21 protein-coding genes are annotated in these 18,190 nt (G+C 49.8%); 10 read left to right on the top strand and 11 right to left on the bottom strand.

Going from position 1 to position 18,190, the window contains the following annotated elements; translation table 11 throughout:
* Window positions 1-200 precede the first annotated feature (200 nt).
* On the top strand, window positions 201-1,427 hold the full coding sequence (gene pepT, locus HVZ52_RS13525; protein WP_016152696.1) for a peptidase T: 1,227 nt from the start codon (window positions 201-203) through the stop codon (window positions 1,425-1,427).
* A 104-nt stretch (window positions 1,428-1,531) separates the two neighbouring features.
* On the opposite strand, the gene roxA is transcribed toward pepT, so the two are convergent.
* The 10 genes from roxA to HVZ52_RS13475 all read right to left on the bottom strand — a co-directional run bounded on the left by roxA (window position 1,532) and on the right by HVZ52_RS13475 (window position 10,806).
* On the bottom strand, window positions 1,532-2,653 hold the full coding sequence (roxA, locus tag HVZ52_RS13520) for a [50S ribosomal protein L16]-arginine 3-hydroxylase (RefSeq protein ID WP_016152697.1): 1,122 nt from the start codon (window positions 2,651-2,653) through the stop codon (window positions 1,532-1,534).
* A 92-nt stretch (window positions 2,654-2,745) separates the two neighbouring features.
* Window positions 2,746-4,209 (bottom strand): two-component system sensor histidine kinase PhoQ, encoded by a 1,464-nt coding sequence (gene phoQ, locus HVZ52_RS13515; protein ID WP_181598333.1) that lies wholly within the window; start codon window positions 4,207-4,209, stop codon window positions 2,746-2,748.
* Entirely contained in the window at window positions 4,209-4,880 is a 672-nt protein-coding gene (gene phoP, locus HVZ52_RS13510; RefSeq protein ID WP_003846709.1) for a two-component system response regulator PhoP, read from the bottom strand. Before phoP ends, phoQ begins: the two co-directional genes overlap by 1 nt.
* A gap of 73 nt (window positions 4,881-4,953) precedes the next feature.
* Window positions 4,954-6,240, bottom strand: coding sequence for a site-specific integrase (locus HVZ52_RS13505; protein WP_044700610.1), 1,287 nt, complete (start codon window positions 6,238-6,240; stop codon window positions 4,954-4,956).
* The gene (gene xisR / locus HVZ52_RS13500) at window positions 6,240-6,455 is read right to left on the bottom strand and encodes an excisionase family protein (protein ID WP_032943036.1); all 216 of its coding nucleotides are present in this window, start codon (window positions 6,453-6,455) and stop codon (window positions 6,240-6,242) included. Before xisR ends, HVZ52_RS13505 begins: the two co-directional genes overlap by 1 nt.
* A gap of 66 nt (window positions 6,456-6,521) precedes the next feature.
* Window positions 6,522-8,993 carry an exonuclease gene (locus HVZ52_RS13495; RefSeq protein ID WP_053090400.1) on the bottom strand — a complete coding sequence of 824 codons (2,472 nt, stop codon included), beginning with the start codon at window positions 8,991-8,993 and terminating at the stop codon, window positions 6,522-6,524.
* 141 nt (window positions 8,994-9,134) lie between these two features.
* On the bottom strand, window positions 9,135-9,473 hold the full coding sequence (locus HVZ52_RS13490) for an Rrf2 family transcriptional regulator (RefSeq protein ID WP_225622103.1): 339 nt from the start codon (window positions 9,471-9,473) through the stop codon (window positions 9,135-9,137).
* A complete protein-coding gene (locus HVZ52_RS13485; RefSeq protein WP_135912188.1) occupies window positions 9,473-9,811 on the bottom strand; it encodes a hypothetical protein in 339 nt (112 codons plus the stop codon). The genes HVZ52_RS13490 and HVZ52_RS13485 overlap by 1 nt, the downstream gene beginning before the upstream one ends.
* 161 nt (window positions 9,812-9,972) lie before the next feature.
* A complete protein-coding gene (locus HVZ52_RS13480; protein ID WP_048235613.1) occupies window positions 9,973-10,188 on the bottom strand; it encodes a hypothetical protein in 216 nt (71 codons plus the stop codon).
* A 228-nt stretch (window positions 10,189-10,416) separates the two neighbouring features.
* A complete protein-coding gene (locus HVZ52_RS13475) occupies window positions 10,417-10,806 on the bottom strand; it encodes a helix-turn-helix domain-containing protein (protein WP_032949520.1) in 390 nt (129 codons plus the stop codon).
* Window positions 10,807-10,907: 101 nt separating this feature from the next.
* On the opposite strand from HVZ52_RS13475, the gene HVZ52_RS13470 reads away from it, so the two are divergent.
* From HVZ52_RS13470 to arsC, 9 genes are all read left to right on the top strand, one after another.
* Window positions 10,908-11,123: a YdaS family helix-turn-helix protein gene (locus HVZ52_RS13470; protein ID WP_032949519.1), complete on the top strand. Its 216-nt coding sequence runs from the start codon at window positions 10,908-10,910 to the stop codon at window positions 11,121-11,123.
* 2 nt (window positions 11,124-11,125) lie between these two features.
* A complete protein-coding gene (locus HVZ52_RS13465) occupies window positions 11,126-11,680 on the top strand; it encodes a toxin YdaT family protein (RefSeq protein ID WP_048235612.1) in 555 nt (184 codons plus the stop codon).
* Window positions 11,681-11,932: 252 nt separating this feature from the next.
* Window positions 11,933-12,844: a DnaT-like ssDNA-binding domain-containing protein gene (locus HVZ52_RS23045; RefSeq protein ID WP_048236453.1), complete on the top strand. Its 912-nt coding sequence runs from the start codon at window positions 11,933-11,935 to the stop codon at window positions 12,842-12,844.
* Window positions 12,756-13,301, top strand: coding sequence for a replication protein P (locus HVZ52_RS13460; RefSeq protein WP_135912879.1), 546 nt, complete (start codon window positions 12,756-12,758; stop codon window positions 13,299-13,301). The genes HVZ52_RS23045 and HVZ52_RS13460 overlap by 89 nt, the downstream gene beginning before the upstream one ends.
* A 123-nt stretch (window positions 13,302-13,424) precedes the next feature.
* Complete coding sequence (gene arsR / locus HVZ52_RS13455; RefSeq protein ID WP_044711237.1) at window positions 13,425-13,778, top strand: As(III)-sensing metalloregulatory transcriptional repressor ArsR; 354 nt, start codon at window positions 13,425-13,427, stop codon at window positions 13,776-13,778.
* Between the two features lie 46 nt (window positions 13,779-13,824).
* Window positions 13,825-14,187: an arsenite efflux transporter metallochaperone ArsD gene (arsD, locus tag HVZ52_RS13450; protein ID WP_044711234.1), complete on the top strand. Its 363-nt coding sequence runs from the start codon at window positions 13,825-13,827 to the stop codon at window positions 14,185-14,187.
* Window positions 14,188-14,204: 17 nt separating this feature from the next.
* Complete coding sequence (gene arsA, locus HVZ52_RS13445; RefSeq protein ID WP_048235610.1) at window positions 14,205-15,956, top strand: arsenite efflux transporter ATPase subunit ArsA; 1,752 nt, start codon at window positions 14,205-14,207, stop codon at window positions 15,954-15,956.
* 47 nt (window positions 15,957-16,003) lie between these two features.
* A complete protein-coding gene (gene arsB, locus HVZ52_RS13440) occupies window positions 16,004-17,293 on the top strand; it encodes an arsenite efflux transporter membrane subunit ArsB (protein WP_044711231.1) in 1,290 nt (429 codons plus the stop codon).
* Between the two features lie 12 nt (window positions 17,294-17,305).
* Window positions 17,306-17,731 carry a glutaredoxin-dependent arsenate reductase gene (arsC, locus tag HVZ52_RS13435; protein ID WP_181598332.1) on the top strand — a complete coding sequence of 142 codons (426 nt, stop codon included), beginning with the start codon at window positions 17,306-17,308 and terminating at the stop codon, window positions 17,729-17,731.
* A 67-nt stretch (window positions 17,732-17,798) separates the two neighbouring features.
* Here the strand turns inward: arsC and HVZ52_RS13430 are convergent, their stop codons facing one another.
* Window positions 17,799-18,095, bottom strand: coding sequence for a metalloregulator ArsR/SmtB family transcription factor (locus HVZ52_RS13430; protein WP_038641364.1), 297 nt, complete (start codon window positions 18,093-18,095; stop codon window positions 17,799-17,801).
* Between the last annotated feature and the right edge of the window lie 95 nt (window positions 18,096-18,190).

Genomic DNA, 18,190 nt, shown 5'->3' with positions numbered 1-18,190 from the left:
GATGACTCTTAATGAGGGCCGTTATTCTACGGCAAACCATGGTAATCGCCAATCCTTGTTGCGAATTACTGACTTAGCCCTATAGTCAGAGGGGATGTCAGGGCGAAATATTCTCACTTGCGGGGATAAAAGTGACCTGACGCAATATTTGTCTTTTGTTGCTTATTGATAATGTTGTCACAAAAAGTGAGGGTGACTGCATGGATAAACTACTTGAGCGTTTTTTACACTACGTGTCGCTGGACACCCAATCAAAATCGGGCGTGCGGCAGGTACCCAGCACCGAAGGACAGTGGAAATTATTACAACTGCTCAAACAACAGCTCGAAGAGATGGGGCTGGTTAACATTTCACTGAGCGAAAAGGGGACGCTGATGGCCACGTTGCCCGCTAACGTTGCTGGCAATATTCCCGCGATCGGCTTTATTTCCCATGTGGATACCTCACCGGATTTCAGCGGTAAAAACGTTAATCCGCAAATCGTTGAAAACTATCGCGGCGGCGATATTGCGTTAGGCATTGGTGATGAAGTTCTGTCGCCGGTGATGTTCCCGGTGCTGCATCAACTTCTGGGTCAGACGCTGATCACTACAGACGGTAAAACGCTGCTGGGCGCGGATGATAAAGCAGGCGTGGCGGAAATCATGACCGCGCTGGCGGTGCTCATCCAAAAAGATATTCCGCACGGTGATATCCGCGTGGCCTTTACGCCGGACGAAGAGGTTGGTAAAGGGGCGAAGCATTTTGACGTTGCGGCATTTGATGCGCAGTGGGCCTATACCGTTGACGGCGGTGGCGTGGGAGAGCTGGAATTTGAAAACTTCAACGCCGCGTCGGTTAATATCAAAATTGTCGGCAACAATGTGCATCCCGGTACCGCAAAAGGGGTGATGGTGAATGCGCTGTCGCTGGCTGCTCGTATTCATGCTGAGGTTCCGGCAGACGAAAGCCCGGAAACGACGGAAGGCTACGAAGGCTTTTATCATCTGGCGAGCATGAAAGGGACGGTCGATCGGGCGGATATGCACTACATCATCCGTGATTTTGACCGCAAGCAGTTTGAAGCGCGCAAACGCAAGATCATGGAGATCGCCAAAAAGGTCGGTAAAGGGTTACACCCGGATTGCTATATCGAACTGGTGATTGAAGACAGCTACTACAATATGCGCGAAAAAGTGATTGAGCATCCGCATGTGCTGGATATCGCCCAGAAGGCGATGCGCGATTGCGATATTGAGCCGGTGCTGAAACCTATTCGTGGCGGTACCGACGGCGCGCAGCTGTCGTTTATGGGATTACCGTGTCCGAATCTGTTCACCGGAGGCTACAACTATCATGGTAAACATGAGTTTGTAACTCTGGAAGGAATGGAAAAAGCGGTGCGGGTGATTGTACGTATTGCGGAGTTAACCGCAAAGCAGCAGTAAATTTATCGATAGATGCCGGATAGCGCTTCGCTTATCCGGCCTACAGTATTTCACTCCAAAAGGCCTGATAGGACGCGCTAGCGTCGCATCAGGCACCGTTCGTATTATCCTTCGAAGAACCAGTACCCGCTGTTAACCAGTGCGGCAAGCATGGCAAGGAAAGACGGATCTTCCAGCGCATCCTCAAAGTTCTCGGCCGTCAGAACAATATGGCTGGCAAGCGCTTCCAGGGCAGGGCGATGCGGTGAATCAATTTTCTCACCGTTGGCGTAGACGTCATCGCCGATGCGCAATACGCGCAATCCGCCCAGACGCACTAACACATCCCCTTGCTTCAGGGCATCGTAAATTTCGTCTGGCTGATACGGCGGCTCCGGTGGAGCAATATCCAGCTCATGACGAGACTGAGATATAAACTCGCCAAACCACTGCTGGAAATGTTCCGGCTGATTAATCAGTCCAAGCATCATTTCACGCAGCTTGTCCATTTCCTGCGGCAGAACGTCAGCCGGATGATCGCGCGGCGGCAGGTCAGGATCGCTGTAATACGTGCTGCCCAGCTCACGTTGCAAAACGTAATCGGCGAACCCGCTGATCAGTTCGCGAGTATTCGGCGCGCGGAAACCGACCGAATAGTTCATGGCGTTTTCCAGCGCATAGCCTTCGTGCGGGAATCCTGGTGGAATGTACAGGATATCGCCGGGTTCCAGCTCTTCATCGATGATGGCTTCAAACGGGGCGACCTGCAGCAGGTCCGGGTGAGGACAGTGCTGCTTCAACTGCAGTTTTTCGCCCACGCGCCAGCGACGTCGCCCGGTTCCCTGAATAATAAACACATCGTACTGATCAAGATGTGGGCCAACGCCGCCACCGGGTACGGAGAAGGAGATCATCAGATCGTCAATCCGCCAGTCCGGCAGTTCGCGAAACGGACGCATCAGCGCGGCGGTGGGTTCATGCCAGTGATTGACCGCCTGTACCAGCAGCGACCAGTTGTTCTCGCCGAGATGATCATAGCTTTCGAACGGACCGTGGCTAACCTGCCATTTACCGTCCTGGTGGCTGACGAGTCGGCTGTCGACTTCACTTTCCATTGCCAGTCCAGCCAGTTCGTCAGGAGAGAGTGGATCAATAAAGTTGTTAAACCCGCGTTTTAAGACCACCGGGCGTTTCTGCCAGTGGCGTTCAAGAAAATCGGGCCAGTTAAGTGTGAGTTGGTATTCCATAATGAGCATCCCGCAGGCTGGTATCTGCAACCGATTATAACGGATACTTAACCGCAAGCGGGAAATCAGTACATATTTATTACATGCGGCGATTACTCGTCTATCTGCCCCGGCTGCTGGCGGCCAAAAATAACTTCCATGCGCGCGCCACCCAGCAGGCTATCGCCTGCAATAATCTGCCCGTCATACTGTTCGGTGATTTCTCGCGCCACCGCCAGTCCAACGCCTTGCCCTGGTCGTAGCGTATCGACACGCTGTCCACGGTCAAACACCACTTCCCGTTTGCTTTGCGGAATACCAGGACCATCATCTTCAACCAGAATGTGTAGCTGATCCTCGGACAAACGCGCTGAAATCTCGACAAACTCCAGACAATATTTACATGCGTTATCCAGCACATTGCCCATCACTTCGACAAAATCGTTCTGTTCGCCCACAAAACTGATTTCTGGTGAGATATCGAGATTTATGTTGACGCCTTTACGCTGATACACCTTATTTAGCGCCGAGGTGAGTTTATCCAGCAACGGCGCGACCGGATGCAGTTCGCGGCTAAGCAGCACGCTGCTGCCACGCATGCTGGCGCGATGCAGGTAATAGCCAATCTGCTGGGAAATACGGCTGATTTGTTCCAGCATGATGGGTTCCGCGTCGCTCACGTTCATTTTTTCATTACGCATCGAGCGGAGCGTACTCTGTAATACCGCCAGCGGTGTTTTCAGGCTGTGGGTGAGGTCTGTTAACGTCGTACGGTATTTGTCGTAGCGCTCGCGTTCGCTGTTTAAAAGTCGATTAAGATTGCGGACCAGGCTGGTCAGTTCGCGCGTGGTGGCGGGGTTTAACATCTCTCGATGATGTTCCTCAAGCTCACGGACTTCACGCGCCAGTGATTCGATGGGCCGCAGACTCCACCAGGCGGCTACCCATAACAGCGGAATGACCAGCAACAGATTGGCGACCAGCACATAAATAAACCAACTCCAGACCATATACGAGCGCTTTAGCTCAATAGGAATGGTATCGACAACCACTATGGTCAACTGTGGCATTCTGGCAGTGGCGGGGTAGACGTTCACGGCGACCGAGTGGGTCATTTCGGCATCGTCGTCATCTTCTCTGACTTCTTTTAGCTGCTGCTGAGCGGAGTGATCTTCGCCCAGTAAGGTGCTGGTGGCATCTACATTGGCTTCAATCTCATGAAAACCGTTCGCTTTTAGCCATTCTGGTTGGATACTGTGCGTCAGCCAGGGAACATTGCGCTGCGCCCACAACAACTCACCGTCTTCGTTATAGATCAGCGACATTGTTGGGCTTTGCATATCGAGATTCTCAGGCAGCTCGACGTTTATCTTACCGTTCTCCCATTTTGCCAGGGTATAGAACAGGTTACTTTCGCCCCGCAGCAGGCGGAACGTTGTTTTATCAAAGCTGACGCTGTAACCCACCAGGGCAACCATGCCGTAGGCCAGCGAAAGCACCAATACCACGCCCGCGGTTGCCAGTAAAAAGCGCAACCGCAGTGATAACGGGAAAAAATGACGCAATAATTTATTCATTAGCGCAGTTCAAAAAGATATCCCTGGCCACGCACGGTGGTGATGACATCATCCGGGTATTGCGCCTGTATTTTTTTACGCAGACGCCCCATCAGAACATCAATGGTGTGGCTTTCACGCAGCTCGGCATCCGGGTAAAGCTGTAACATGAGCGAATCTTTACTGACCACTTTGCCGTTGTTACGGATAAGTGTTTCCATAATGGTGTATTCGAACGCCGTGAGCTTGATAACTTCATCATTGACGGATAACTCGCGCCGAGAGAGGTCCACCTGGAAAGGAGGAAGAGAGATAATCTGCGATGCCAGACCGCTGTTGCGACGCATAAGTGCCTGCATGCGCGCAGCCACCTCTTCGATATGAAACGGTTTTGTGACGTAATCGTCGGCTCCGGCGCTGAGTACTTCCACCTTGTCCTGCCAGCCTTCACGCGCGGTTAACACCAGAATCGGCAACGAAACCTCATTGCTACGCCAACGGCGGATCAATGACAAACCGTCTTCATCGGGGAGTCCTAAATCAACGATCGCGATATCCGGCAGATGTTCATTCAGATAATAGTCCGCTTCCTTCGCATCTTCTGCATCATCCACCTGATGCCCTAAATCCTGTAACTGAACCTTGAGGTGGTGGCGTAATAAAGCATTATCCTCGACAACCAGTACGCGCATCATCGTTTCTCCCTAAAATAACGGTATAAATAGTTTAACGCTGATTATGTGGATTGAAAGCAGCGCTATGAAATTAAATAACTTTTCTCATGCTCCCCTGCCCGTGGGGGCGTCCTGGGGGCAATGCCGTTGGCATCTGATTGTTCAGCATGTTGACCTGATCCTGGTTCATGTCGCCAATCCACTTGGAGTAAACCTCGTACACCATTCGCGCATCTTCATGTCCCATCTGACTCGCTATGAATGACGGATTCGCTCCGGCCATCAACGTCCAGCATGCGTAGGTATGCCGTGACTGATAAGGATTCCTTTCGCGGATATTGGCAAGTTTAGTGCCTCGCTTCCAGCCATAGGCAATCGAGTTCTTGGAGAAGTAACTGCCTTTTTTTGACGAATATGCTGTCGGTGAAAAAACGAAGCGAAGAGATTGCTGCTCAGTTTTTCCGATCTCCCGATGGTGAAATCGAATTTCTTGCTTCGGATTAGCGCCGGTGACTTCGTATTGTTCCTTCAGTGCATCCAGAGCAGGTTTAAGCAACGTTATCGTCCTTATTCCGGCATCTGTCTTAGGGGGTACAAATACTCGCTTATTCGTCAAACTTCTGGATACGTGGATTTCACCTTTTACCAAATCAATGTCTTCCCATGCCAGGGCGCATATCTCGCCCGGCCTCATCCCCGTATGTACGGCAACAATAATGATTAATGCCTGGCTACGGGGAAGGGCGGCTATCAGAGCCTGGTACTCATGAAGTAAAAGTGGGTCGGGATCATTTTTAGATAACTTGAGTCGCGACACTCCTTCATAAGGAGCATGCAATATAAACTGGCTTCGGTTTGCGAGCTTAAGCATTTCTGATAAAACTGCCATCTGTTTATTGACTGTTGAGGGCGCGCGGCCCTGCCTGGTCAGATTCGGCATTGCCGGGTTAATAATTGTCCCGGTCAATAACTCCTTTCGGTAATGCAAAATATCGGCATGCTCAATATCTACCAGACGGGTATTTTCTCCGACTACACGCAGTAACGTATTTACGACCGAAGTAAGCGATAGCAGTGTTGCACCAGATACCTCTAAGGCTTTGGTGTCTGTAAAAAAATCACTTAGTTCTTTAAACGTGGTAATTTTTTTGGTTGTGATGAACTTCTTAAGCGCTTTGGATTCCGGGAAACGTTCCGCATAGTCGAACTTACCGAGCTGTATTTCACTTGTTATGAGCGCACGAAGATTTCCAGCTTTTTTGATGTTGCTGCTGTTCACCGTCCAGCCGCGAAGGACTTCGCGGCAACGTTTGCCGCGATAGGTAAATGTGATCCGTATTTTTCCATTATGCAGCTCAACGCCGGTTGGAAAGTCCATCATGCATCCTGTACTAATTGGTTAATCTTTGGATAGTTGTACCAAAGCAGACCTTTAGAATTGTCAGTTTCCCCGAGAGCTGTCAGATGTTTGAAATGCACGCCTTCGATCCACAAATTCAACCGATAACTTTTAATTTGTCTTTCCGACAAGCCGGTCTTTTCTGTTAGTCGCGCTTCAACCATCCACTCTTCGCTGAAAATGAGTTGCGACATACATAACTCCGATGCCGCCAGCCACAACAGTACATGCTGCAGCTGGCTGTAAGTGAAAACCTAAAATCAGTTTTTTGTCAGGCGCTGCCAGATTGCAGATACGTATTTGACCTGATGCCGGGCGTCAGAAAGCGCATTGTGCATGTCGCCTTCAAACGGGATGTCGAAGCGCGGGTTGATACCGACAGATTTACCCAGTTCAACCATGGTCCTTACGTCCCTGTCATTCCAGAACGGAACAGCGAAGGGAGTCTCTGCTAATGCATATGCGCGGCGGAGAATGACGTTATCAAACGAGCATCCATTACCCCACAGCTGAACAGTGTGACTACCGTTAGCAGCATTTTCAGCAATGAAGTCAGCCAGTAGTTCAAGGGTTTCACGCAGCCCCATGGCCTCATCAACCAGAATTGCAGAGCGGGCTTCAGATGATTGTTTCAACCACCACTGAATTGTTGACGCATCCGGTTTCATGCCAAACGACATCGATGATTCAAGACTGACAACCTGGTAAAATTCGGCACCAGTGTTACCAGTTGAAGGATCAAAATATACGGCGCCGATAGAGACTATTGGTGCATCAGGACCGCTGCCCATAGTTTCCAAATCAACCATCAGGTGAGTATAAAAAGCGTTCAGGTGATCCGTATCTATATGGTGAACGGGTTCATTATTCAGGGAAGCTGGAGGCTCACCAGTTGCATCAGTGCTTTCAACTGGCAAAGCTGCTGCTTCGCCCTGAGGCACATCAGGATTGGCTTTGATTTCGCTGTTGTCAGTTTTTTCCATCTGCACATCGCTGGTGGTTTCCTCGGTATTGGCTTGATGTAATTTTTCTTCGACCGCGCGCTGGCGTACCTGGTCTACGACAGAAAGCGCTGGCGCCGGCTGGTTACCCATCAGGCCATCAATGGAGAAAACACCGTTGCCCATGTTGGCGATTTCTGGTTGCTCGGTTATTGCCTTCTGTTCAGCTGTGGACTTCTCTTTAATCTCGTTTTCCCAGCTTTTTTCTGGTACGTGACCGGCTGCCGCCAGAGTTTCTTCAGTTGGGTGCTGGTGGTCGGTTTCAGTCAGGTTTTTGTTGATGTAACGGCTCAGCAGTTCCGGGAAATGGTGAGTGTTTTCTTCTGCACTACGAATAAGCGCGAAAATAGCGGCGCGGGAATAATCCAGGATACCAGCGCGTTTGCGCAGGGCGGCGGACCACTCTTTGAAAGGGCTTTCGTTTTTAGAAATGATCTCTTTTGCACGACGGAAAACGCCACCAGGAATATCGTAGATGTTGAAATCCATTGGAAGTGTGGCCAGCGCAATATCAATGTCCAGAGTATCCAGCGTGTGGACAAGTTCCGGGTTGCGATCGGTCTTATTGCCTCCACCAGCGTTGGTTCCGGAGTCAGTGCGCTGAATCTGCGACACACGATTGCCCTTACACCACTCTTTAACCAGCAGCCCACGGTCAATGTGCTCAGTATTGAACCAGGCCTTAAAGAACTGAATGACGGTGACCAGTTCAACTCGTTTTCCATCAACCGGAAAAACGGTTTTCAGCGCGCTGACAATCTTCCAGATATCGATCTCTGGCGCCTTCCTGAATGGTTCTACATTCTCGGCGGCAAGCAGCAGGTTCTGCACATAGCTGTTATCCACATCCAGCTCGAGTTCTTGAATGGTTTTCTTCTGCTCAGTATCAATATGGTAAGCATATTCTTCAGAAATAAACTGAGCTAAGAGGCGCTGGCGTAGCGGCAGAGTCGCAACGGTAATAAGCTCTGGCGTTACAGGTGGAGTGGCATGTTCATCACCCGCAACTCCTGCTTTCTTTTGATTAACCCACTCCTGAACGGTAAGAGCTCGCTTTTCTGGTTCTTCAATCCATTCGGTAATAAATTGCTCAAATGAAGCAACGGTATAGACCTGCTCACGGTCGAAGACTTCTTTTACAGCGCTTGTCAGCTTCCACTCGACATGAGCAGAAAGCTCTTTCACCGCTGGCACATTCGAAACGGCCTGTAACAGGTTTTGTACATAGAGATCATTTTCGTTCAGTACCATTTGCCCGATCTGGATGTGCTGCGCTTCACTGATTTCCTTCTCTTCAGTGTCATTGACCAGGTGCGCAATCAGTCGCTGAGACAGGCGCAGGCGAGATATGGGGCGGAGCAATGCTGGCGCATCGCTGTTGGGTACATTGTCGCTGGAAGTTTCAGGTTTTTGCTGACAGGAAGTCTCCTGATTCTCATTATCAGGCTTCTGTTTCAGTTGCCACGTTTGCTGGTCTTCTGCCAGTTCGTAACGATCGCACCATGTGTCATCAAGTTTGCTTTCCTCAGGAAGATCGTCAACAACAAACCAGTTGGTGCGGACAGGTAATTGATAGTCGGCGCCACGACCGACGGCAATATCATTGTCTTCGAGAATATTGAGGATTTCGCGTTCTGCACGGGAATCTGATTTCGCAGAGAACCAGCAAAACAGGTTTTTTGCCTCAGTTGCTTTCGCTTTGGCTTTAATAAGATACGCATACGTTAACATTGCGTTCGGGCTCCATAGGATTGTAAGATACCCGGCAGCTGATGATCGCCGCCTAAGGTAGTGGTTATTGGTCAAAACTCGTTCCGGAAAGCTTTGGTCGGCTGACCGGGTACTTAACCCGCCTTGCGCGGGTTTTGTGCTTTATGGGGTAGGGGATTTTCCCTGCGCCAGCTGTGCGACGGGGACCCACTCCAGAGCATTCAGCACGGGCTCAAATGAATCAGGCGTGTGAGTAACGGCGCGAACGACGTCAGCCACGCTGGGGTTTGCTTTGCTAAGGTGGTACCCGCCACCAGCGCCACGCTGGCTGGTGACGATTTCACTGCTGCGCAGCTTCGAGAAAATCTGCTCGAGGTAAGACACAGACAGCTTTGATTCTTTACTGATAGATGCGATGGAAACCGGACTGCCGTTGTAAATCCTGTTGAGGATGGCAACGACCTGAACAGAAGCCACCACGCGTTTCATTCCAAACTCCATCATGCATCCTTTGCCGGTTCGCGACCGTATCCCGGGTTATCGTTTAAGGCGTCATTCAGAACCTGCATTGCCTCATTATGTGGGAGAGTCAGAGCAAGTTTGATCGCCGTTCCAAGAGCTTCAGCCGCACATTCAAACTTACGAGCGAGCCTGGCTGTTTCATCAACTTGTTCACCCATCGCTTCCATTTCAAAGTTGTGCTCAGTCCAGATTTCATCCATCACATCACTTTCAACTTCTTCACGTAATGCTTCTTTTACTTCCAGAACAGGCAAAACCCCGATTAATGCCTCGGCTGGTGCGCTGCTGAAGCGCAATGCCAGATCGTTAGCTGACATAAAAACCTCCGGAAAAAAGCCCGCCACGGGACGGGCAAAGAACACTTTTCCAATTTAACCAGAACAGGTCTTCGTCTCCTGTTTGGTTACGATGGTGGTATTACCATCACAATGCCCTGTGCACCGGGCATGAGGCTGGCAACAGCCATTGGTCAAACTCGTTATGAACGAACAGCAGTCTGTTGGTCGGCAGACGGGTCGCCCTTCTGGGCAAGCGTGTAGCAAATCAGTCGAATGATTACTTCAATGCGATTTAGATGTACGGCCTGACACCGCACTGGTTTACGTGCGAAATCGATCATGGATTTATCCTCTTGTGTTGCCCTTGTCGCCAGGCTGGCGGAACGTTGAACCTGCTGCGTGTTAATGCCTGTCATCTCATCCGGTGATTCGTATGCCGCCGGCAGCTACTTCGTGGGCGTCCTGCCTCGATGACGTTTTCGATAGAATGATTAAATCATTGGTTTAATGTTTGTGTCAATCATCAATTGATGTAGAGGTAAACATTTGCTTTATCAGTCGTGAAAAACTAAGGGGAGGGAGGTTCTGACAAAAGGGCGAAAAAAAACCGGCAAACGCCGGTTTCAATGGATGGGAATAAACTCTTAGTTCACATCGTTAGCCTTAAAACGACCACGAAGATATTTCTCCACGTAATCATCAATTTCCTTTAACCGCAGTGCAAAGGTATCGATCATTCGCTCTTGCTCTGCCTCTGGTAGCTGCCTAAACAAGTTAAGCATTTTGCTCTCGTTAGGCTTGAGACCTGAATCTTCTGATACTTTCTCACCTAACAACCAAGTAACGGACACGTTGGCGGCTTCCGCAATTGCTATGGCGGACTTCTTACTGATAACTCCCTTCTTAAACCACCCATTCACAGCTTGAGGCGTAACTCCTGCAATGCGAGCCATATCAGCTTTGCTGATCCCTCTTTGAGTAATTTCTTCTAAGCGGGCTACCAGTTGGTTATTGAGATCGTCAGTGTTTTTCATACACCCATTGTAAATGTTTGGTTTATAGTCACAATAAATTTAAAGTTTGCAATTGATGTAAACCTATGGTTTATTACTCCCAATTTAAAAAGGAGATAGTTATGACAGCCATTGATAACGCAATTCGACTAGCTGGCTCGGCCAATAAATTAGCTTGCACGATTGGTGTAAGCGGAATGGCAGTAAGTCAGTGGAAAGCAAAAGGTACTGTTCCTTCGTCACGGGTACTTCAAGTCTTTAGCGCTACAGGGGTTACCCCCCACGAACTTAGACCCGACTTATACCCAAATCCAACGGATGGATTACCTAAGGAGTGACCATGCAAACCATCTCTTTTAAAAACCATACCCCGACGATGGTGAGAACTCAGAAAACAAAAAATCAGTTTTCTGTTTGTCGCCGGGATTGGATGAAGTGCAAAAAAATCTGGGTCGCCGTTCGTGAATGGGAATCGACATTACCAGGACAGGCACAGGAACGGATCGCTCAGCTGGTGGCTGAAGAGTGGGCCAAAGTAGATGGCCGTGGAATTGCTGTTAATAAACAGAATTTATTCCGATATCTGAAAAACGAGGGCGGTTCGGAAAAGTACACGGCTTACGTTATGCAACTGTCAGGTTCAATTATTGCTGCTATGCCAGTTCAGATTGCCAGAAAGCACGGATTAAGTAATGCGAGCACAGAAGCAGAGCTGGTGGCGAACGCTATCAAAGAATGCAGTGAGGCACACCATGCGAAATTAATTGGCGCGCCATTACAAAAGCTCGAGAAGGAAATTCGTGAGGCGGCAATCGCATTATTCAACATGTTACCTGCTGATGCGGCGGGACCACTACTGGCGAGCATAAGCGCCGTAGCGCCGCAATTGTTTTAATCGAGTTTTGACCAATGACCATTATTACTGCAACTCGCGGGGTGAAGTATGCCTAATCCTTTGGCTAAGGCCATGCCTAAGAGTAAGGCTAGTAACGAGCCTTACCGTAAGGTGAAGATCACCATGTGGGATGATCCTAAGTTTCGAGCCTTATCACCACTCCCGCCAAGTGGGCAGAGTCTGTTTATTTACCTGCTTACGGGTCCATTCACAGGGATTATTCCCGGGCTGTATAAGGCGGGAAGGGCGGCTATGGCCGAAGAATTAAACTGGGATGTCGAAGCCTTCGACTTAGCCTTAGGCGAAGCCATAGCGTTAGGTATGGTGGAAGCCGACCTTAAAGCCAGAGTTTTTTGGTTGCCTAACGCGGTGAAACATAACCCGCCAGCATCAGTGAACGTGATCAAATCATGGGCAAGATCGTTTGAATTACTGCCTGAATGTTCACTGAAAGATAAAGCATATGAAGCTCTCAAAGCCGCCTGCTACGGGGTTTCTGACGCTATGGGGACGGCTTTTGATAAGGCTTTCGCCTTGCCTAAGGATAAGGCTAAGTCTTTGGCTAAACCTTTGCCATCAGGTATCCAGAAAGCAGTAAGCAGTAAACAGATCTTAAACCCCTCTCTTAACGCGGGCGCGATGAAAAATCCGAATGGGGATGTACTGCCATCCCCGGCCATGCCCCGATACCTGGACGGTGTTGATGAACCGATCGGGAAATTCAGCATGACAGATAGCTGGCTTCCCTCCAGAGACTTCCGACAGCGCGCTGCATCGTGGGGTATCTCCCTGCCTGAACCAGATTACCTTCTGACTGAACTCGCAGAATTCACCGCGTATTGGGAGTCGGAAGGGAAAGTTTTTACACAAATCCAGTGGGAACAAAAATTTGCCCGACATGTAGCCCGGGTTAGAACGCAGGTAAAACCAGAAACCGGAGGTAACAGTCATGTGGGAGCAGGATCCGAACCAACAGCATCCCGGGCAGTTCAGCAAATTCAGTCAGCACACGCAGAGTGGCGCCGCAGGAATGGACTTGATGGCGACGGAAACAGCCTGGCGACTGTGGCAGGTCATGGGGGAGGTGTATTCGAACCGATGGACCCAGAAAAACGGGGCGGAGCCTTCGCCTATCTGGATAGCCCAGATAGGTTCGATGACTGAACCTCAAATTCGGCTGGTCTGTCAGCAGTGCATGGAGCGCTGCGCGATGGGAAATACATGGCCGCCTGACTTGGCTGAGTTTGTTTCTCTGGTTTCAGAGAGTGGGGCGAATCCATTCGGACTGACATCGGAGCAGGTTATGACGGAATACCGGCGCTGGCGCAATGAGTCATATCGGTATTCAGGAAGCGATAAATATCCATGGCCTCAGCCCGTGCTGTATCACATCTGCATCGAAATGCGCAGAACGGGCGTTGAACGACAAATGACAGAGGGGGAACTGAAACGACTGGCGGAAAAGTTACTTACGAAGTGGTCGAAGCATGTTGGTAACGGACTAAGTGTGCCACCAATTCGACGTCAACTGGCGGCGCCGCACCATCCGGCGGGACCAACGCCAGCGCAACTACTGATGGATGAATACAGGCGTCGAAAAGCGGCAGGGTTAACGAATTGAAGAATAAACAAATTGTAAACACGAAATGAAATTCACGTAACTATCATATTTGAATTTTCGAATATGATAGTTGACGGCACTCAACTATTGCAGGAAACTACGGAGAGAATTCAGGAGGTTAAAATGGTTGAACTAACTTCTCTACAACTTTTCAAAAATCTCTCAGATGAAACCCGGTTGGGTATCGTGTTATTGCTTAGAGAGATGGGAGAGTTGTGCGTGTGCGATCTCTGCACTGCGCTGGAACAATCTCAGCCCAAGATCTCCCGCCATCTGGCGATGCTTCGGGAAAGTGGATTATTGCTGGATCGCAAGCAGGGGAAATGGGTTCATTACCGCTTATCCCCGCATATTCCTTCCTGGGCTGCTCAGATTATTGAGCAGGCCTGGTTAAGCCAACAGGACGACGTTCAGGCCATCGCCCGTAAGCTGGCTTCAGCCAACTGCTCTGGTAGCGGGAAGGCTGTCTGCATCTAAAAAATTTGCCTGAACATATATGTTTTTTCAAATGTGAGGTATTGAAATGAAAACGTTAACGGTATTTGACCCAGCGATGTGTTGCAGCACCGGAGTCTGCGGTACAGATGTTGATCAGGCTCTGGTCGATTTTTCTGCGGATGTACAATGGCTCAAACAACGTGGTGTACAAATTGAGCGTTTCAATCTCGCACAACAACCGATGAGCTTTGTACAGAACGAGAAGGTCAAAGCGTTTATAGAGGCTTCCGGGGCAGAAGGTTTGCCATTGTTGTTACTGGATGGCGAAACAGTGATGGCTGGGCGTTATCCGAAACGCGCTGAGCTGGCTCGCTGGTTTGGCATTCCACTGGAGAAAGTGGGATTAGCGCCAACAATCTGCTGTGGTGGTAATACTTCTTGTTGTTAAGTATGTCAGGAGGACATATGAACTTCTTACAGAATATCCCCCCTTATCTGTTTTTTACTGGTAAAGGAGGCGTTGGTAAAACCTCTATTTCATGCGCCACGGCGATCCGTCTGGCAGAACAGGGGAAACGGGTGCTGCTGGTCAGTACCGATCCGGCCTCAAACGTAGGTCAGGTGTTTGGACAGACGATTGGCAATACCATTCAGCCAGTAGCTTCTGTTCCAGGATTATCGGCTCTTGAGATTGATCCTCAGGCCGCTGCACAACAGTACCGGGCCAGAATCGTTGACCCCATTAAAGGCATCCTGCCTGATGACGTCGTTTCCAGCATCAACGAACAACTGTCGGGGGCATGCACAACAGAGATTGCGGCTTTTGATGAATTTACCGGATTACTGACAGATGCTTCTCTACTGACCCGGTTTGACCATATCATTTTTGATACCGCACCGACGGGTCATACCATTCGCCTTCTCCAGTTGCCAGGTGCCTGGAGTAGCTTTATTGATAGCAATCCCGAGGGTGCGTCCTGCCTCGGCCCGATGGCCGGTCTGGAAAAACAGCGTGAACAGTATGCCCAGGCTGTTGAAGCATTATCTGATCCAGCACGTACCCGACTGGTTCTGGTTGCTCGTCTGCAAAAATCCACGTTGCAGGAAGTTGCCCGGACTCATCTGGAGCTTGCCGCCATCGGTCTTAAAAATCAGTACCTGGTCATCAACGGCGTTCTGCCCAAAACTGAAGCAGCAAACGATACACTGGCTGCGGCAATATGGGACCGTGAACAGGAGGCGCTGTCCAATCTTCCCTCTGATCTTTCCGGTCTGCCAACTGACACGTTATTCCTCCAGCCGGTCAATATGGTCGGCGTGTCTGCACTCAGCGGACTTCTCTCCACTCAGCCTATAGAGGCGTCATTCTCTGAAGAATACATTCAACAGCGCCCTGACATTCCGTCACTTTCTGCGTTGGTCGATGATATTGCCCGTAATGAGCATGGCCTGATCATGCTGATGGGTAAAGGTGGTGTAGGGAAAACCACGATGGCGGCTGCCATTGCTGTCAGACTGGCCGAAATGGGATTTGATGTCCATCTGACAACATCTGATCCTGCAGCGCATCTCAGCACAACCCTCAACGGCAGCCTCAACAATCTGCAGGTCAGCAGGATCGATCCTCTCGAGGAAACTGAACGCTATCGTCAGCATGTTCTTGAGACGAAGGGAAAAGAACTGGACGATGCGGGAAAACGCCTGCTGGAAGAGGACTTACGCTCACCCTGCACCGAGGAAATTGCGGTATTCCAGGCCTTTTCACGGGTGATTCGCGAGGCGGGTAAGCGCTTCGTGGTGATGGATACGGCACCGACCGGACACACGCTCTTGCTGCTTGATGCCACCGGGGCATATCACCGCGAGATTGCCAGAAAAATGGGGGAAAAAGGCCATTTCACCACACCGATGATGCAACTGCAGGACCCGGAGCGAACCAAAGTGTTACTGGTCACGCTACCGGAAACCACGCCGGTACTTGAGGCGGCAAATTTACAGGCCGACCTTGAACGTGCAGGAATTCACCCCTGGGGCTGGATTATCAATAACAGCCTTTCCATCGCGGATACCCGTTCACCGCTGCTCCGCTTGCGAGCGCAGCAGGAACGTCCGCAGATCGAGAGCGTTAAAAATCTACATGCCAGCCGTGTAGCACTTGTACCCGTACTGGCGTCAGAACCAACCGGCATCGATAAACTCAAACAACTCGCGGGTTAGTTATTACCATCATTCGGGGCAGCATTGCTGCCCTTTCAGGAGGTTATATGTTACTGGCAGGAGCCATTTTTATCCTGACCATCATATTGGTTATCTGGCAGCCAAAGGGATTAGGGATTGGCTGGAGCGCCACGCTGGGGGCCGTACTGGCTCTGGCATCGGGTGTGATTCACATTGCTGATATTCCGGTGGTGTGGAATATCGTCTGGAACGCGACGGCAACATTTATCGCCGTTATTATCATCAGTCTGTTGCTTGATGAGTCAGGCTTTTTCGAATGGGCAGCGCTGCACGTTTCTCGCTGGGGGAACGGTCGTGGCCGCCTTCTGTTTACGTATATCGTTCTGCTCGGCGCGGCAGTCGCGGCACTGTTTGCCAACGATGGCGCGGCACTTATTCTGACGCCGATTGTTATCGCTATGCTCCTGGCGCTTGGCTTCAGTAAAAGCACCACACTTGCTTTCGTGATGGCCGCAGGGTTTATTGCCGATACCGCCAGCTTGCCGCTTATCGTATCGAACCTGGTCAATATCGTTTCGGCTGATTTCTTCAAACTGGGATTCACGGAATATGCCTCGGTAATGGTGCCGGTGGATATCGCCGCCATCGTCGCCACTCTGGTGATGCTGCATCTATTTTTCCGCAAAGATATCCCGCCCACTTATGATATTGCACGACTGAAAGAGCCCGCAAAAGCCATCAAAGATCTGGCAACATTCAGAACAGGTTGGATTGTATTAATTCTTTTATTAGTGGGCTTTTTTGTACTCGAACCACTGGGTATTCCGGTCAGTGCCATTGCAGCAGTAGGGGCAGCAATCCTGTTTGCTGTGGCAAAAAAAGGTCACGGCATTAACACCGGTAAAGTGTTGCGTGGGGCACCATGGCAGATCGTGATCTTCTCGCTGGGAATGTATCTGGTGGTCTATGGGCTGCGTAACGCAGGGCTGACAGAATATTTGTCTGACGTGCTGAACTTACTCGCAGATAAAGGCCTGTGGGCAGCCACGCTGGGAACGGGATTCCTGACCGCATTCCTCTCTTCTATCATGAATAACATGCCTACCGTATTGATTGGCGCATTGTCGATTGATGGCAGTACCGCGTCGGGCGTTATCAAAGAAGCAATGATTTATGCCAACGTCATTGGCTGCGATCTGGGGCCGAAAATTACCCCTATTGGTAGCCTGGCAACGCTGCTCTGGCTACACGTACTTTCACAGAAGAATATGACCATCACCTGGGGATACTATTTCCGCACCGGGATCGTCATGACTCTGCCTGTGCTGTTTGTAACGCTGGCCGCGCTGGCGCTACGTCTCTCTTTCACTTTGTAATGAGATACTGATATGAGCAACATCACCATTTATCACAACCCAGCCTGCGGCACATCGCGTAACACGCTGGAGATGATCCGCAACAGCGGTAATGAGCCGACCGTTATTCTTTACCTTGAGACTCCACCTTCACGCGATGAGCTGGTCAAACTCATTGCTGATATGGACATTTCCGTCCGGGCGTTACTACGTAAGAACGTCGAGCCATATGAGGAACTGGGTCTTGCCGAAGATAAATTTACTGACGACCAGTTAATTAACTTTATGTTGCAGCATCCGATCCTGATTAATCGCCCCATCGTTGTAACACCGCTGGGAACCAAACTGTGCCGTCCTTCTGAAGTTGTTCTGGATATCCTTCCTGATGCTCAGAAAGGGGCTTTCGCCAAGGAAGATGGCGAGAAAGTCGTTGATGATGCAGGCAAAAAATTGAAATAAGCGACAGGAGAGCCGCCTGTTATTTAGGCGGCTCCTTTATCAAATAAAAACAATGGATTGCCTCGATTTAAATCTTTGGACTGTTGATGCAACATTCTTCGCGTAGAAAATCAATAATCGACTCTAACTTGTCATATTGAGAAACGCAGATTAAGGAGCGGCTTTCGCGATTTTGTTTGACCAGACCTACGGAAACAAGTGCGGATATATGATGACTCAGTGTTGAAGATGGAATCGCAAGTTGTTTTTGTAGATCACCTACAGGTAAACCTTGTTCACCGGCTTTAACAAGGTGTTTGAAAATAAACAAACGTGTTGGATGTCCTAATTCTTTCATAGCTTTAGCTACTTCTTCTAGTTGCATGGTACCTTCCTCATCTATTGATATTTCGATAATACCAGAAATATGTTGATCTAACCTCAATAATTCGATTATTCTAGAAATATGGTTTATAGGGG

The organism is Citrobacter sp. RHB36-C18, assembly GCF_013814485.1.
GTDB lineage: Bacteria > Pseudomonadota > Gammaproteobacteria > Enterobacterales > Enterobacteriaceae > Citrobacter > Citrobacter braakii.
The sequence above is the reverse complement of the archived record's forward strand: the minus strand, read 5'-3'. Positions and strand labels throughout refer to the sequence as shown.